The 16,630-nt window shown below is 39.3% G+C and carries 13 protein-coding genes; 6 read left to right on the top strand and 7 right to left on the bottom strand.

The window, feature by feature from the left end; genetic code table 11:
• Positions 1-141 precede the first annotated feature (141 nt).
• Entirely contained in the window at positions 142-3,582 is a 3,441-nt protein-coding gene (locus C3K47_RS17015; RefSeq protein WP_103790367.1) for a pyruvate carboxylase, read from the bottom strand.
• A 395-nt stretch (positions 3,583-3,977) separates the two neighbouring features.
• On the bottom strand, positions 3,978-5,249 hold the full coding sequence (serS, locus tag C3K47_RS17010) for a serine--tRNA ligase (RefSeq protein WP_103790366.1): 1,272 nt from the start codon (positions 5,247-5,249) through the stop codon (positions 3,978-3,980).
• A 154-nt stretch (positions 5,250-5,403) separates the two neighbouring features.
• Here serS and rsmI point away from each other — a divergent pair, with 154 nt between their 5' ends.
• From rsmI to lnt, 3 genes are read left to right on the top strand one after another with little or no spacing between them, the layout of a single operon-like run.
• On the top strand, positions 5,404-6,129 hold the full coding sequence (gene rsmI, locus C3K47_RS17005) for a 16S rRNA (cytidine(1402)-2'-O)-methyltransferase (RefSeq protein ID WP_103790365.1): 726 nt from the start codon (positions 5,404-5,406) through the stop codon (positions 6,127-6,129).
• 20 nt (positions 6,130-6,149) lie between these two features.
• The gene (locus C3K47_RS17000; protein WP_103790364.1) at positions 6,150-7,145 is read left to right on the top strand and encodes a PDDEXK nuclease domain-containing protein; all 996 of its coding nucleotides are present in this window, start codon (positions 6,150-6,152) and stop codon (positions 7,143-7,145) included.
• 39 nt (positions 7,146-7,184) lie between these two features.
• Positions 7,185-8,825: an apolipoprotein N-acyltransferase gene (gene lnt / locus C3K47_RS16995; protein WP_103790363.1), complete on the top strand. Its 1,641-nt coding sequence runs from the start codon at positions 7,185-7,187 to the stop codon at positions 8,823-8,825.
• Positions 8,826-8,901: 76 nt separating this feature from the next.
• Here the strand turns inward: lnt and C3K47_RS16990 are convergent, their stop codons facing one another.
• From C3K47_RS16990 to C3K47_RS16970, 5 genes are all read right to left on the bottom strand, one after another.
• Positions 8,902-9,699: an MBL fold metallo-hydrolase gene (locus C3K47_RS16990; protein WP_103790362.1), complete on the bottom strand. Its 798-nt coding sequence runs from the start codon at positions 9,697-9,699 to the stop codon at positions 8,902-8,904.
• 64 nt (positions 9,700-9,763) lie between these two features.
• On the bottom strand, positions 9,764-10,327 hold the full coding sequence (locus tag C3K47_RS16985) for a Crp/Fnr family transcriptional regulator (RefSeq protein WP_103790361.1): 564 nt from the start codon (positions 10,325-10,327) through the stop codon (positions 9,764-9,766).
• A gap of 85 nt (positions 10,328-10,412) precedes the next feature.
• On the bottom strand, positions 10,413-11,318 hold the full coding sequence (locus C3K47_RS16980) for an ROK family protein (RefSeq protein ID WP_103790360.1): 906 nt from the start codon (positions 11,316-11,318) through the stop codon (positions 10,413-10,415).
• 124 nt (positions 11,319-11,442) lie between these two features.
• Complete coding sequence (locus C3K47_RS16975; protein ID WP_103790359.1) at positions 11,443-13,131, bottom strand: NAD+ synthase; 1,689 nt, start codon at positions 13,129-13,131, stop codon at positions 11,443-11,445.
• A gap of 75 nt (positions 13,132-13,206) precedes the next feature.
• Positions 13,207-13,833: a porin family protein gene (locus tag C3K47_RS16970; protein ID WP_103790358.1), complete on the bottom strand. Its 627-nt coding sequence runs from the start codon at positions 13,831-13,833 to the stop codon at positions 13,207-13,209.
• A gap of 147 nt (positions 13,834-13,980) precedes the next feature.
• Here C3K47_RS16970 and gldB point away from each other — a divergent pair, with 147 nt between their 5' ends.
• The 3 genes from gldB (at position 13,981) to msrB (ending at position 16,509) form a co-directional block, all read left to right on the top strand.
• Positions 13,981-15,000: a gliding motility lipoprotein GldB gene (gene gldB, locus C3K47_RS16965; protein ID WP_133159408.1), complete on the top strand. Its 1,020-nt coding sequence runs from the start codon at positions 13,981-13,983 to the stop codon at positions 14,998-15,000.
• Positions 15,001-15,109: 109 nt separating this feature from the next.
• Positions 15,110-15,901, top strand: a complete 792-nt coding sequence (locus tag C3K47_RS16960) for a patatin-like phospholipase family protein (protein ID WP_103790356.1) — start codon at positions 15,110-15,112, stop codon at positions 15,899-15,901.
• A gap of 92 nt (positions 15,902-15,993) precedes the next feature.
• A complete protein-coding gene (msrB, locus tag C3K47_RS16955) occupies positions 15,994-16,509 on the top strand; it encodes a peptide-methionine (R)-S-oxide reductase MsrB (protein ID WP_243392573.1) in 516 nt (171 codons plus the stop codon).
• The last annotated feature ends 121 nt before the right edge of the window (positions 16,510-16,630 follow it).

Here is a 16,630-nt window from a genome sequence, read left to right as displayed (position 1 = left end):
TTTACATACACAACACTTGTAGGAATAACGAATCGGACGGTTATCTAGTATAAGATCCCCTACTATTTTATTGTCATTAAAACAAAAAAGCGGCCTTGCGGCCGCTTGTCCCAAATTATAGATAAAAGATTAAAAAGCTTGTTAATTCATTTCCAGTACTAAATCATCGGTATTTACTAAAGTTCCGGGATCAAGTACCAGTGCTCCCACCGTAAAATCATGCGAGGCAGTAATATTTGTTTCCATTTTCATGGCTTCCACTACAAACAATGGCTGATTCTTCTTTACTGAATCTCCCTTTTTAACAAATATTTTCGACAACATTCCTTGTAAAGGTGCACCGATATGCTTAGTGTTTTCTTTGTCGACCTTGCGGTTTTCTTGCTTAAGCACTTTAATCGACTTATCTAATACATCAATGTTGCGAGTTTGACCGTTAAGCTTGAAGAATACCGTCCGCATTCCATTTTCATCGGCTGGACTTATACTCAATAATCGAACCAATAATGTTTTTCCGGGAGCAATTTCGATCGTAGTTTCTTCACCCAATTTCATTCCGTACAGGAAATATTTGGTTGGAATTCCCGAAACGTCGCCGTATTCGTTCCAAAACTTCAAGCCATCTTCAAATACTTTAGGATAGAACTTGTATGAAAGGAAATCAGTGAACTGTAACTGGGCGCCAAATTCATTTTTGAAAGCTTCAAATTCCTTATCAAAATTAATCGGCGGCATATGTTTGTTCGGACGATCGTCATATGGTTGTTTATCCTTTAGTACAATCTTTTGCAATTGTGCCGGAAAACCACCTGCCGGTTGGCCGATCTCTCCGTGGAAAAACTGAATAACCGATTCGGGGAAGGAAATGGTTTCGCCTTTGGTCAATATGTCTTCTTTGGTAAGATTATTTGAAACCATAAACTGAGCCATGTCACCCACCACTTTCGAACTAGGAGTAACTTTAACGATATCGCCAAACAATTCATTAACCTCCGCATAACGCTCTTTGATCATCTCAAAACGCTCGCCTAAGCCCAGTGCAATTGCTTGTCCTTTTAAGTTTGAATACTGACCACCTGGAATTTCATGCTGAAACACTTCAGCCGAACTGGCTTTCATTCCTGATTCAAATGGATAGTAGTATTCGCGAACAGCCTCCCAATAAGTTGAATGCTGATTCAGTGACTTAATATCATAAGGATTTTCACGTTCGTGGAAACGCATCATTTCAACAACCGCATTAAAGTTTGGCTGCGATGTTAATCCCGACAAGGCTCCTATAGCACAATCAACCACATCAACACCCGCTTCAATTGCTTTTAAATAGGTAGCCGGCTGCAGGGACGAAGTATCATGCGTATGCAGGTGAATCGGAATTTTAACCGTTTCTTTTAAGGCAGTTACCAATTCAGAGGCAGCATAAGGCTTTAATAAGCCCGACATGTCTTTAATGGCCAAAATATGCGATCCTGCATTTTCCAGATCTTTGGCAAGCTGCAGGTAATACTTAAGTGTGTATTTTGTTTTCTTCGGATCGAGGATATCACCGGTATAGCACAGCGCTCCTTCGGCAATACCTCCGGTACGTTTACGAACCATTTCAATGCATGGAGCTATATTTTCCATCCAGTTCAGTGAATCGAAAATGCGGAACACATCCACACCCTTTTCCCACGACTTTTCGACAAAGCTTTCAATCAGGTTATCCGGATAAGCCGAATAGCCAACACCATTACATCCCCTGATCAGCATTTGCAAGAGGATATTAGGAACCTCGGCTCTCAATAACTCCAGGCGTTTCCATGGATCTTCACGTAAGAAACGGATACAAACGTCAAAAGTAGCACCACCCCACACCTCCATTGAGAAGGTTTGTGGGTGGGATTTGGCAAAGCCTTCTGCCACTTTTAACATATCGTAAGTACGCATGCGGGTTGCCAGCAACGACTGATGGCCGTCGCGGAAAGTGGTATCGGTATAAAGTATCTTCTTTTCGTTTTTCAACCATTGGGCAAACTTCTCCGGACCAAGTTCAGTCAACAAGTCCTTGGTTCCTTTAGGATAAGGAGCCGTATGGTCAAAGGTTGGGATTATTGGTTTTTCAAAACGAGCATTTTGGTTGATTGAGATTACATCCGGATTACCGTTAATCGCGATATCCGCTAAAAATTTCAGGGTTTTGGTTCCCCTGTCTAAGCGGTTTGTAAACTTAAACAATTCAGGGTGCTCGTTAATGAAACCTACAGTAGCTTTACCGGCCACAAACTCTGGAACAGCGATCAGGTTTTCTAAAAACTGGATATTGTTTTTTACACCACGAATACGGAATTCACGTAAGGCACGATGCATTTTTTTTGCGGCATCATCTAAATCATTACCCCAGGTACTTACCTTAACCAGCATTGAGTCAAAGAAAGGACTGATCTTCATACCCGGATAGGTAGAACCTTCGTCCAAACGCACACCGAAACCAGTAGCGTTCCTGTAGGTGATCAGCGTTCCGTAATCTGGCTTAAAGCCATTTGCCGGATCTTCCGTAGTGATACGACACTGCATGGCCACCCCATTATAACTGATCTTGCTTTGGTCACCCAAGCCAATTTCAGGGTCGGTTAATTTGTAACCATCGGCTACATACAACTGGGTTTTAATAATGTCAACTCCAGTGATCATTTCGGTAACCGTGTGTTCTACCTGAACGCGTGGATTTACTTCAATAAAGTAGATATTTTCTTTACCATCCACCAAAAACTCAACGGTACCAACGTTATTATAATTTACCGTTGAACAAATGCGGATAGCGTATTCATAAAGCTTATCGCGTGTTTCCTGCTTTAAGCCCACCGAAGGAGCTACTTCCACTACCTTTTGAAAACGACGTTGTACAGAACAATCGCGCTCAAACAAATGGCGAATGTTTCCAAAACTGTCGGCAACAATCTGAATCTCGATGTGTTTAGGATTCTCAATGTACTTTTCAAGGAAAACCGTGTCGTCACCAAAGGCATTTTTCGCCTCGCTCTTCGCTTCGCGGAAGCCTTTTTCGAGCTCCTCGTCATTGCGGATAACACGCATTCCCCTACCTCCACCTCCGGCAGCAGCTTTCAACATTAACGGATAGCCAATTCTGTTCGCTTCTTCTAAAGCAACGTTAAAGTCAATGAGCTCTTTTTCGTTATCCTCAATAATAGGAATCTGTGCCTTCTTCGCATTTTCTTTGGCAATCACTTTATCGCCCAAGGCTTGCATCACATCGGGACGAGGGCCAACGAAAATGATTCCATTATCGGCACATTTCTGCGCCAGGTCTTTATTTTCAGAAAGAAAACCATAACCAGGATGAATTGCATCTGCCTTACATTGTTTGGCAATGCGGATAATTTCATCAATATTAAGGTAAGGCTTTAGGGGGTCATTATCTTCACCAATCTGATACGCTTCATCAGCTTTGTAGCGGTGTAAAGAATAGCGGTCTTCGTAGGTATAAACAGCAACAGTAGAGATGTTGAGTTCGTTACAAGCTCGGGCAATACGAATAGCAATTTCGCCCCTGTTGGCAATGAGTACTTTCCTGATATTCATTAATTGTTAATTAGATTGAATTTTTAACGTTGCTCTGCAGGTATTCAATAAAGAATATGCTAGTTTGAGAATTGCATTACGTTTAAGAAAAATAACCGTTTTATTGAAACCTTATCCTTATTAAAATTAAAACAATAAAGACCTTTTATTCTAAACCAATTATTATTTCTGAACCAGCAATGCCAATTCATTAAATCAGGAGCTCATAGTCGACAGGCTCGCGCTCGCAAAAATAGAAAAATTTTAAAGTGTAGCTAAAATTTATTTCTAAAGAAAAATGATAGATATCATAAAAAGAGAAATGTCGATGCACTTTAGTATCCTTTTTCAAAAGAGCTCAAACAAAAAAGGGAACGCTTACGCATTCCCTTTTATCATTTATCAAGACTAAATTCTTAGTCGATGTACTCAAACCTGGTATACGGCACCAAAACCGCCGGAACTTTAATTCCTTTTTCAGTTTGGTTGTTTTCCAAAATGGAAGCAACAATACGCGGTAATGCCAAGGCACTTCCATTAAGAGTATGTGCTAACTGGGGTTTACCTTCTTTGCCTTTGTAACGTAATTTTAAACGATTAGCCTGGAAGGTTTCGAAATTGGAAACTGAACTAACCTCTAACCAGCGTTGCTGGGCAGTTGAATATACTTCCATATCGTAGGTTAAAGCAGAAGCAAAACTCATATCGCCACCACATAAACGTAACACACGGTAAGGCAATTCTAACTTTTGCAACAAACTTTGTACGTATGAGCTCATGTTCTCCAAGGTTTCATACGATGTTTCAGGATGCACAACTTGTACAATTTCCACCTTATCGAACTGGTGTAAACGGTTTAAGCCGCGCACATGAGCACCATACGATCCTGCTTCACGACGGAAACAAGGAGTATAAGCGGTGTTCTTAATTGGCAGTTCATCTTCTTTAACGATCTCATCGCGGTAAAGATTTGTTACCGGAACTTCAGCTGTTGGTATAAGGTACAAACCATCAATTCCAACATGGTACATCTGACCTTCTTTATCGGGCAATTGCCCGGTTCCAAAACCTGATGCTTCATTAATTAAGATCGGTGGCTGAACTTCGGCATAGCCTGCTTTTTCGGCCTCATCTAAAAAGAAATTGATAAGGGCGCGTTGTAGCTTGGCTCCTTTGCCCTTATAAACAGGGAAGCCTGCACCGGTAATTTTGTTGCCTAATTCAAAATCAATGATATCATATTTGGCCGCCAACTCCCAATGAGGCAGAGCTCCTTCGGGTAATGTTGGAATAACACCATGTGTTAACACTACCTCATTTTCTTCAGGAGTAGCACCCGCAGGAACCGAAGCATGTGGTAAATTAGGTAACTGAACCAGTTTGTTGTGAACTTCCTGTTCCAACCCTACAAGCTCCTCTCCCAATACCTTTATATCTTCTTTTAAAAGCGAAGTAGTTTCTTTTATCTTCTCTATCTCTTCCCTGCGACCGGATTTTATCAACTCTCCGATGCTTTTTGCCATGGCATTTGATTGCGCCAGCACATTATCTAATTGCGTCTGTGTGCTACGGCGTTTCTGATCCAGGTCTAAAATCTCATCTACCAGTTCAAGCTGCTTAAAGTTTTTTTTGCTCAAACGGGCCAAAACATCCTCTTTATTCTCTTTGATGTAGTTAATTTGCAGCATCGTTCTCAAATTTGTGCGTAAAGATAAAAAAATGGAACTGTTAAACTGACAGATGGTTAAATTGTTAAAAACTATCTATCAGCCCTCATTAACAACAATCCCTTTTTAATCTATTCAAATTCAGATTTCTAAAATCGGTGTAATCATAAAAATAATGACCGGAAAACTTTACCTTATCCCAACCCCTGTTGGCAATCTTGAAGATATTACCCTTAGGGCGCTGCGTTTACTGAAAGAGGCCGACCTGGTTTTGGCAGAGGACACACGTAATGCCGGGCAGCTGCTAAGACATTTTGAAATCGACAAAAAGATGTTTTCGCATCACCAGCATAATGAACATAAAGCAGTGGCAGAGGTGATCAAATTTTTAAAAGCAGGCCAAACGATTGCCCTGATCAGTGACGCCGGGACACCGGGCATTTCAGACCCCGGTTTTTTGCTGGTGCGCGAATGTATTAAAGAAGAGATTCCCCTGGAAACCTTGCCTGGCGCCACCGCCTTTGTTCCGGCGTTGGTAAACTCGGGGCTCCCTTGCGACCGTTTCTGTTTTGAAGGTTTTCTGCCTGTAAAAAAAGGCCGTCAAACACGGCTTAAGGAATTGGTGCAGGAAGACAGGACCATGATATTCTATGAATCGCCACATCGTTTGTTAAAAACTCTGGAAGAATTTATTCAGTATTTTGGTGAAGACCGTCAAGGCTGTGCATCAAGAGAGATCAGCAAGGTGTTTGAAGAAAATGTTCGGGGTACCTTAAAAGAAATAAAATCACATTTTGAAAACAATGTGTTAAAAGGTGAATTTGTGATTTGTGTAGGCGGAACAGAGGCTAAAGAAAAAAGGAGCAAGAATAAAGACAAGTATACAAACAATGAGGATTAGATAGTTATGATTCTTAGCCTATGAAAAACAACTACGACGACCTCCTTCTTTCTATTGGTCAAACAATAGAAGCATCCCGACAAAAAGCTATTACTTTCATCAACAATGAATTAGTAAAAGCTAACTGGGAAATTGGCAGACACATTGTTGAGTTTGAACAGCATGGAAATGAACGTGCAGAATATGGAAGCGGCTTATTATCAAAGCTATCCAAAGATTTGAACCTGCGATATGGAAAGGGATTTGGCAGACGAAATGTTCTAGACATGCGTCGTTTTTATATTACATATCCAAATTGGCAGACAGTGTCTGCCAATTTGAGTTGGAGCCATTACATAAGTTTGCTAAGTCTATCTGACGATACTGCACGTAACTTTTATGAAAAACAAAGTATAAACGAAGGCTGGTCTGTTAGAGAGTTGGAACGAAGAATAGATTCATCATTATTTGAACGCTTAGCGCTTAGCAGGAATAAAGATGGGGTTATGGACCTTGCCAAAAATGGTCAGGTAGTTTCTTCGCCAATCGAAATAATAAAGGACCCATATATTCTGGACTTTTTAAATATTCCTCATTCAAATAAAGTTTCTGAAAAACAATTAGAGCAGAAAATCATAGACAATTTGCAGCTTTTTCTTTTGGAATTAGGAAAAGGCTTCACATTTGTCGCTCGACAGTATAAAATATCTTTACGAAACACTCACTTTTATGTAGACTTAGTATTTTATCATCGCATATTGAGGTGTTTCGTTATCATAGACCTTAAAACGAGGAAAGTGAAACATACGGATATTGGCCAAATGAACTTATATCTTAATTATTTTAAAACAGAAGAAAATATAGATGGAGATAATGAACCAATAGGAATTATATTATCTGCTGAAAAAGATGAAGTATTGGTAGAATTTGCAACCGGAGGATTATCCAATAAAATATTCGTTTCAAAATACCAGTTGTACTTACCCGATAAACAATTATTAGAAAAACAATTAAAAGATATACTTAAGAATAAGTAGTGTAAACTGCTTTCATTTAAATACATTTTATTCAAAAACATGTTTAAGACAAAAAACCTGCTTCTACCTGCATTAACCGGATTATTATTATGGTTGGCATGGCCGCCATTACCTTTTGCTCCGCTTTTATTTGTTGCCCTGGTTCCTTTACTGATTTTAGCCGATCAATTAAAGCATGTGCCTAAGGCCGGAGGAAGAATATTCAGAAACAGTTTTTTTGCTTTTTTTATCTGGAACACCTTATCGTTATACTGGATCTATAACGCCGGACAAGAACTTGGTGTTGCCGGAGCCCTTGCTATTGTAAGTGTGCCATTACTTTTGGGCTCCTTATTAATAAGTTTCGCTTTCCTTTTATATCACAAGGTGCGGAGAAACTTTGGCGAAAATATTGCCCTGGCTGCACTTGTCTGCGGCTGGATAGGCTATGAATACTTACACCAGGAATGGCAACTGGCATTTCCGTGGATGACCTTAGGAAATGGCTTAGCAGAATACCACCAAATAGTGCAATGGTATGAATATACAGGTGTTTTTGGAGGTTCCTTATGGATCTTACTGGCTAATGTTTTAGTTTATCGTATCTACAAATATTCATTAATATTAAAAGCAGAGAAAAAATCACTTGCCGGCTTAAAATGGCTTGTCCTTCGTTTTGCTCTTCATTTGGCCATTCCCGTTGCTTTTTCTCTTTGGATATATAATCATTTTGAAGAAGCCGGAAATCCTTCAAATGTGGTTGTTGTGCAGCCTAATGTTGATCCATTCACTGAAAAATTCAATGGACTTCCGCCCGAACAACAGCTTGAACGATTAATTCACCTTTCTGATTCTTTGGGCCAGCCCAATACGGAGTTTTTCATTTGGCCCGAAACAGCTATTATTCCATTGGTTAGAGAAGATGATTTGCCCTATGACCCCAGCGTGGAATTAATAAAGCGTTTTCTATCGAAATATAAAAATGGAAATGTATTAACCGGTGCCGTAACCGTTAAATGGTACAATGACAAAAGAACTTCGACAGCCCGATACAATAAAGAAAGCAGCCGATATTACGATGTTTACAATGCTGGTATGCTCATTGAAAACTCATCAAAGGTGCAGGTGTATCACAAGAGTAAATTAGTGCCAGGAGTTGAATCTTACCCTTATTCAAATGTGTTAGGCTTTTTAGGCAATATTGTTATTGACTTGGGAGGAACATCAGGTGGCTATGGAAAAGATAATGCGAACCCTGTGCTTTATGCACAAAGCGGCATTGGCGTGGCTCCTGCTATTTGCTATGAATCAATTTTTGGTTCTTTTATGGCTGACCATGTTTTGCAAGATGCACAACTAATGGCCATCATCACCAACGACGGCTGGTGGAAAAACACCTCCGGTTATAAACAACATTTTCAATATGCTAAACTCAGGGCCATTGAAACCCGAAGAAGCATTGTACGATCGGCCAATACAGGCATCTCTGCTTTTATTAACCAACGCGGCGATATTATTAAACAAACCAAATGGTGGGAACCAACAGCAATTAAAGCTGACATCAACCTGAATACAACCCTTACCTTTTATAGCACGCGTGGAGATATCATCGCTGTTATCGGGAGTATTTTTGCCTTCGGATTTATTCTGCTTTCCTTTTTATGGAAATTTATGAGCAGAGGGATTAAGTTAAATGCCTAAATATTGAAATGCATGATTAGACGAAAGTTTTGAGAATAACTCAAAACCTTCGTCTAATCAAAGCTTTCGCTTCCGGTTAAATCATCGTTTCTACTCCACTTTCAAGCCAAATAAATTTATCACTCACCTCCGACCGTGTAACGGTATCATGCAATGAAGAAACTGATTCTTTAAAATGCCACCAGCCTTTATAATGTATAGGAATTACTTTTTCGGGGTTTAACAATTTCGTCACTTTTACTGCCTCTGCCGCATCCATCGTTAAGCGTAAACCCTTTTTCAGATAAGGGAACGCACCTGCTCCCAGATGCAGAATAGCCGTTTCAATCTTAGGAAACCGTTTTGCGAGCTCATAAATCCCATCAAATAAAACCGTATCACCCGAAATATAAATCCCTCCATTGGGATTTTCCTGCCATTCGATCATAAAACCAATTACTTCACCGATAATCGGTTTAAGCCGTTTAATAGTAGTGTGCAATGCCGGAATTGCTGTAATTTTCAAACCACTGATCCGGTCATTATCAATTGAAAACTCTTGCCAGTTTTGTAATCCTTTAACATTAGTTTGCTGTAAGCGCTTAACCGCATCAACGGTTGATAAAACCAAAGGCACCTTCTTTATAAATTCACGCCCCTTATTATCTAAATTGTCTTTATGATGATCATGGCTTAGCAACACCAGGTCAACATCTCCTATTTCGTTTGCCGTTAAGGCCGGGTTAAAATACTTTTTAGAAAAAGAGAGCGGTTTGCTTACATAGCTTGGCAAAAGCTTGTCTCTTTTATCGAGGGTGGGGTCGGTTAAAATTTTAAACCCGTTGATGTTGATTAAAACACAGGCTGTGTCGATGTGGGTAATAGTAATTTTCATATGTCGAATATTTGATTTTCGACACAAATTTGAGCGTAAGATTTTCGGCGGTCATTGAGTTTGGTCAACTAATGCGCTTACGAATGCGACTTAATGTTTCGGGAACCACACCAATATAGGAGGCAATAAACTTTTGAGGAATTTGCTCAATCAATTTAGGATTTTGCGAAAACAAGTTTAAGTATCGCTCAGCAGGAGATTTTGTAAGTAAATCCAATTCCCGCTTTACCTTTTTCGAAAGCAGGGATTCTGTTGCCAACTGCCCCAACAAACGTGCCGTGTCACACTGCTTATATAATTCAGTTAAATTTTGATAAGAAATAGAATACAGTTCGCAATCAGTGACCGCCTGAATAAAAAGCTGAGAGGGTTTTCGATCATAAAACGAATCATAGGCACAATAAAAAGAGTTGGCAAACGCAAAGTCAAAGGTAGTTTCTTTATCATCCACTAAAACAAAATACCTCACTGCTCCCGAACTAATAAAAGAAAGGTAATTCTCTGTTTGCCCGGCTGCCATAATGAAATCATTGGCTTTAAATTTCCTTGGTTTGATGCAGGATAAAAAAGCTTTCAAACTTTCTTCAAGAAAGCCCTGAACAGTGAAATAATTGATTAATGCTTGCATTCGGTTAATTTATAAATTCGGGCTCTAACAAAAAAAACCGCCTAATAAAATACTAGGCGGTTCTACTATCTGATTAAATTATTTCCTAATCAAAACAAAGTGAAGCAGCTCCTAACAAACCTGCATCATTACCTAAAGAAGCTAAATAAAGTTTAAGATCTTTCAGGTAATAAGGTGTTAAATAATACTCGAGTTGTTTTTTAATACCAGGTTCGATGAACTGATAGGCAGCAGATAATCCACCTCCGATAATAATGGTTTTAATATCCATTATGCGGATGAAAGAAACCAAGCCTTCACCTAAAATTTCGCCGACTTCGTAAAATACGTTGCGGGCAAATTCATCACCTTCAGTAGCCGCAACTACTGTACGGGTTGCAGAGATAGGCTCTTCACGTGACACTTTGGTTTGACCGCTATAAGCTTCCAAACGTTCACCAATTAAGTTGATAATCCCTTGTTTGCCAATATTCTGCTCAAGCGTTTTATTGTTTCTTGAAGGAATATGCCCTAACTCCAAACCATTACCATCACCGCCAGTGAAAATACGGCGGTCGATCACCGCGGCACTTCCAATACCGGTTCCAAGGGTAATAAATCCGTAAGTGTCAGGAATTCTTTTTTTGGCAAAATGCAATTCGCCCAAGGCTGCGGCGTTTGCATCATTTTCAAGAAAAATGTCCATTCCAGGAAAACGCTTTTGAAAAGCTGACTGCAATTTCACCCCGTTAATTTCAGGTATTGCAGTAATTTCAATTGGAGTAGAACGATCTTTAGTAATAGTGCCCGGCAAGCCGATTCCTATCTTTTGAACGTCCTTGTGATTGATCAATCGATAAACAATTCGATCAAGAAGGTTTTCCACGAACTGGCCGTTTTTTCTTAATTCGGCTGTTTCAAAACTTTTGAAATCCTGGATCTCTCCAGTATTGTCAACGATTCCGGTTTTAACGTGATTCCCCCCCACATCTATACCAAGATATCTTTCCATAATAATAATTTGTGTGGGTGGTAAATTTACTTATTAAATTGATTTTTAAAAGACCTTGTTGTAAAAAATACACTTTCCTTAACAGACTAGCAATAAGCGATTTACCACTGGTTTTAACTATTGTTTAAAAAATATATTTACCTACAATAGGCATTCGTCGGCCAACTCCAAAGGCTTTTGACGAAACTCTTAATATTGGAGGTGTTTGGTGACGTTTATACTCATTAATATTAACAAGCCTTAATATACGCTTAACAAGGGCTTCATCATAGCCTTGTGCAATTATTTCTTTAGAGCTTTTTCTTAATTCGATATATTGATACAAAACCTTGTCAAGCACCTCGTATTCAGGTAATGAATCACTGTCTTTCTGATCGGGACGCAACTCTGCCGAAGGTGCTTTTGTAATGATATTTTCGGGAATAATTATCCCGTTTCGATTTATATATCGGGCCAATGCAAATACCTGCATTTTGTAAACATCACCTATTACGGACAGGCCTCCACACATATCTCCATAAAGGGTACCGTAGCCCACCGCATTTTCGCTTTTATTGGAAGTATTCAATAAAATGTATCCGAATTTATTCGACATGGCCATTAATAGCACTCCGCGAATACGCGCTTGCATATTTTCTTCCGTAAGGTTAAAAGGCAGATCTTTAAACTGAGGTTTTAAGGTTGATTCAAATGTTTCGAAAATGTCTTTGATGGGAATGATCTCATGCTTACAGCCAATACGGTTAACCATATCAATTGAATCATCAATAGAATGATCGGTGGAATATTGTGAAGGCATTAAAACAGGCAATACATTATCTTTTCCCAAGGCTTCAGCGGCCAAAGCCAAAACCACTGCTGAATCTATCCCCCCCGACATACCCAATATAGCCTTATTAAAGCCCGATTTTGTAAAGTAATCCTTTATCCCCAAAACCAGGGCATTATAGATACGTTCAATGCTTTCGTGTTCGGCCACATCCAGCGAACTGCTATTATCTTCATTCTGCCAGGCTCCTGCAATTACTGCTTTATCAGCCTCCAGGGTAATAAGATCACTGTTAAACTCTACGCATGATAAATCTTCCTCAAAATAGTTCATTTCTTCGACCAGGCTGCCATTGGCATTCATCACCATTGAACCGCCGTCGAAAATAAGCTCGGTTTGGGCCCCGATATGATTTACATAAATCAAAGGTAAATTGTACTTCTCACAATTATTACCCAAAACCTTCAACCTGTCTTCGCGGTGACGATAATCGAAAGGAGAGGCTGCAATATTGATCATGAGGTCGGGCTTTTGATGGATCAACTCATCCATTGGAGCTTTTACATACAATGGATCTTCATCAACATTCCAAAGGTCTTCACAAATAGTTAAAGCTATTTTTTTGCCTTTAAATTCAATCAGCTTAAACTCCGTATTAGGTTCGAAATAACGATACTCGTCAAAAACATCATAAGTAGGCAAAAGGGTTTTATTCACTTTGGCCTTAACAACTCCGTTTTCAAGGAAGTAGGCAGAATTAAACAGGTTTTTACCTTCTAATTTTGGATTTACAGATGGCGCACCAACAACTGCCGCAATATCCACACATTCAGCAGCAATTAGTCGGATAGACTCGTCACAATGATCAATAAACTCTTCGAACTCCAGGAAATCGCGCGCCGGATAACCACATACCGCTAATTCCGAAAAAACTACCAGATCGGCATGCTGCGCTTTTGCTGCTTTTATACTTTCAATAATTTTTTGGGTATTCGATTCAAAGTTGCCAATATGATAGTTTAATTGAGCCAGTGCGATTTTCATATTCAGTTTCAGGTATATTTTTTAAACTGCCACAAAGATAAAAAGGTTTTAAGGATCAATGTTTAATTCTTCGCCCTAAAAGAAAATACCTACATTAAGTGCCATATAAGAATTGGTGGCTTTCCCATTATCAAAAACATCGGTAAAACCGTTGTTAAAACTTAATCCCAAGGCCAAACGGGTACTGTTATCAAAATAATACTCATAACCTCCACCAATTAAAAGTCCTAGTCGGGCACCGTTAATATTGTCTTGCACATTTTTGTCATCAAAATCGGTGGAAATGCCACCTACTGTTTGCGTACCACTTGCTTTCGCCCCTATATTAAACCCCGGCACAAAACCAAACTGACCATAAAACTGCCCCTGCCCCATTTTGTTGGTTTTAAGTTTCATGGATAGCGGAATCTCAATGTATTTTATCTTATAGGTAGTTTCTATTCCATTTTGGGAATCGCCTTCTATTATTGTTCCACCCATACTGGTAACGGCAAATTCTGTACTAAAGGCATAACGTTCCTTAACATAGAAATCACCCATAAGCCCGTAAGAAAAACCGGTAAACGCACCACTATTTGATCCCTGATCAGGTTTCATCCAACCAAATAATGGATGAGCTTTTATACCCAAATCAAAATTTTGTGCTTTACTCACAAATCCGATGCAAATCAACCCAATAATCAAAAATGTTCTTTTATACATAGTTATCTTATAAATATTAACACTAGTTCTAGTTTTTTAAACTGTTAGGACGCTCATCCTGCGCCCCATAAAATCATATTTCTTAAATCGAACTTCACACATTATTAAATACCTTTGCCGACATCAATTTAAAACCAAAAATAATTTATGCCGAAGATAAAGATTGTTGTCATTTGCCTTCTACCAATATTGAGCCTGTTTAGCTGTAAACGCGATAAAATGCATCCCGATGTGTCAGACATCAAATTATCAGTTAAAATTGATCGTTTTGAACAGGATCTGTTTAACATCGATACGACCGAGCTTGTGAAAGCAGCAGCACAATTGAAAGCAAAATACCCCGATTTTTACCCAATTTATTTTCGCAATATTTTAAGAAATACCGATCCTATTGACACCAACAATATTAACATGATTTCCATGATCAAGGATAATCGTGATTTTAGCTTGTTAAAACATGATATTGACTCGGTATACCCAAAATTAGATGACGTTGAAAAACAGCTGACGGCTGCTTTCAAATACTATAAATTTTATTTTCCTGAAAAACAGGTGCCGAAGATAGTCACTTATCTTGCTGATTTCCAATTGGGGGCAAGCACCGTAAACAATACGCTGGCTATTGAATTGGATATGTTCATGGGTAAAGGCTATCGTTTTTATCAGTCGAAAAGTGTCAACCTGCCTTATTTCATTCAACGAAAACTTAACAAGGATCATATTGCCCCATTTGCCTTAAAAGCATTTGCACAGCAGCAATTTCCGATGAATGAAAGAGATAAAACGCTGTTGCACCGTATGATTTATAACGGTAAAATTTTGTACTTTTTAGACAGCACGTTGCCGGATGTGGCAGATAGTGCAAAAATTGGGTTTTCTCAAAAACAAATTGAGTGGTGTAATACTTATAAAGCTGACATGTGGACGGATTTTATGGGCCAGGGACTTTTGTATTCAACTGATGAACTGAAATATGCCAAATATTTGAACGATGCGCCATTTACTTCTGGTCAGGAAAATGATTCGGCACCAATGTTAGGTGTTTGGACAGGCTGGCAAATCGTGCGTCAGTATATGAAGGAGAATCCGGAAGTAACTCTGGCACAGTTAATGAACGAAAGCGACAGTCAGAAGATACTAAAGGATTCGAAGTATAAACCTAAGTAAGCAGTCGGCAGTCTACAGTACTCAGTCAGCAATATTCAGTCTGGAGTACGCAAAAGACTGATTACGGGCAACTGAAGACCAAAAGACTGACGACTGAAAATAGCACTATATGAAAATTGGTTTGGTAATGTCGGGCGGAGGCATCCGCGGAATTGCTCATTTAGGGGTGGTAAAAGCATTGTACGAGGAAGGTATCACGTTCTCAAAAATTTCGGGAACAAGTGCCGGAGCCATTGTAGGCGCTTTTCTAGCCAATGGTTATCAACCCGATTTCATTCTTAACACCTTTAAATTCACCAATCTTTTCAAGTACATAAAACCTACTATCAGAGGATTTGGGTTATTATCGTTACAAAACACCAATCTTCTCTATCAGCAATTTCTACCTAAAACCTTTGAGGAGCTAAAAACGCCTTTGGTGGTGGCCGCTACCGACATAGGCAATGCCCGGGTCGCTTATTTTTCTTCAGGTGAATTAATTAAGCCCATTCAAGCATCCAGTTGTATCCCAGCCGTTTTTAAGCCCATAGAAATTGATGGTAAAGTATATGTTGATGGCGGATTGCTGGATAATTTTCCGGTAGAAGTGATCATGGACGACTGCGACTTTATTATAGGATCGTGCTGCAATCATTTAGATCGGATTGATTCGGTAAGTGGGATAAAAACGATAATTGAACGTTCGGTGGTGATTAGCCTAAATGCACGAACCGATAGCAAGAAACCTCTTTGCAATGTAATCATTGAACCCAAAGGATTGGGTGGAACCAGTTTGTTTCATGTTAAACGTACCGACGAGATCTTTAGAATGGGTTATGCGGCGGCAAAGCATGAGCTGGCCAACAATAGCGACTTAAAAGCTCTTTTACAGAATATCAAACAACTGCAGATGGAGAAATAATCCTTCATTGTAATATTTTACTTGCGGTTGGCCAAAAACAAAACTCTATTTCACTTCGTTTCGTAACTATATCTGAATTAAAATTCAGTTCAATGAAAACGCTTAAAACAACCCTATTATCAACTTTTGTCTTATTGCTTTGCGGCACGACTGCATGTGCGCAGCACAATAAATCAGAAGTAAAAACGGAGGATAAAAAAATGACCTATAAAGTTCAAAAAACGGAAGAAGATTGGAAAAAGGAACTTACACCGGAGCAGTATTCAGTTCTGCGCCAAAAAGGAACTGAACGACCTTTTACCGGCAAATACGAAAATTTCTATGAAAAAGGCACGTACCATTGCGCAGCCTGTGGAGCCAAATTATTTGAATCAGGCACGAAGTTCGACTCGCATTGTGGTTGGCCAAGCTTCGATAAAGCCATTCCTGGCACCATAGAATACCATAAAGACATCAGCTTTGGAATGATCAGAACGGAAGTACTGTGCGTTAACTGCGGAGGGCATTTAGGTCATGTTTTTGATGATGGACCCACGGCTACAGGAGACAGGTATTGTATTAATTCGGTATCGTTAAAGTTTGAACCTGATTCGGATGTAAAGAAATAGCCGGCAGTCGGCAGTCTTCAATCTCCTAGACTGTTACTCCATCTATTCGATATTAAAGTTTGAAACTGATCCGGAGATAAAGCATTAAAAAAACAGTCGGCAGTCTCCATAATGGTGACTG

This window comes from Solitalea longa (genome assembly GCF_002920915.1).
GTDB classification, from domain to species: Bacteria; Bacteroidota; Bacteroidia; order Sphingobacteriales; family Sphingobacteriaceae; genus Solitalea; species Solitalea longa.
This window is presented reverse-complemented; position numbering and strand designations above follow the sequence as displayed.

Excerpts from the sequence above, each read along its gene's own strand:
- C3K47_RS17015 (WP_103790367.1), bottom strand. The coding sequence starts at position 3,582 with ATGAATATCAGGAAAGTACTCATTGCCAACAGGGGCGAAATTGCTATT.
- serS (WP_103790366.1), bottom strand. The coding sequence starts at position 5,249 with ATGCTGCAAATTAACTACATCAAAGAGAATAAAGAGGATGTTTTGGCC.
- rsmI (WP_103790365.1), top strand. The coding sequence starts at position 5,404 with ATGACCGGAAAACTTTACCTTATCCCAACCCCTGTTGGCAATCTTGAA.
- C3K47_RS17000 (WP_103790364.1), top strand. The coding sequence starts at position 6,150 with ATGAAAAACAACTACGACGACCTCCTTCTTTCTATTGGTCAAACAATA.
- lnt (WP_103790363.1), top strand. The coding sequence starts at position 7,185 with ATGTTTAAGACAAAAAACCTGCTTCTACCTGCATTAACCGGATTATTA.
- C3K47_RS16990 (WP_103790362.1), bottom strand. The coding sequence starts at position 9,699 with ATGAAAATTACTATTACCCACATCGACACAGCCTGTGTTTTAATCAAC.
- C3K47_RS16985 (WP_103790361.1), bottom strand. The coding sequence starts at position 10,327 with ATGCAAGCATTAATCAATTATTTCACTGTTCAGGGCTTTCTTGAAGAA.
- C3K47_RS16980 (WP_103790360.1), bottom strand. The coding sequence starts at position 11,318 with ATGGAAAGATATCTTGGTATAGATGTGGGGGGGAATCACGTTAAAACC.
- C3K47_RS16975 (WP_103790359.1), bottom strand. The coding sequence starts at position 13,131 with ATGAAAATCGCACTGGCTCAATTAAACTATCATATTGGCAACTTTGAA.
- C3K47_RS16970 (WP_103790358.1), bottom strand. The coding sequence starts at position 13,833 with ATGTATAAAAGAACATTTTTGATTATTGGGTTGATTTGCATCGGATTT.
- gldB (WP_133159408.1), top strand. The coding sequence starts at position 13,981 with ATGCCGAAGATAAAGATTGTTGTCATTTGCCTTCTACCAATATTGAGC.
- C3K47_RS16960 (WP_103790356.1), top strand. The coding sequence starts at position 15,110 with ATGAAAATTGGTTTGGTAATGTCGGGCGGAGGCATCCGCGGAATTGCT.
- msrB (WP_243392573.1), top strand. The coding sequence starts at position 15,994 with ATGAAAACGCTTAAAACAACCCTATTATCAACTTTTGTCTTATTGCTT.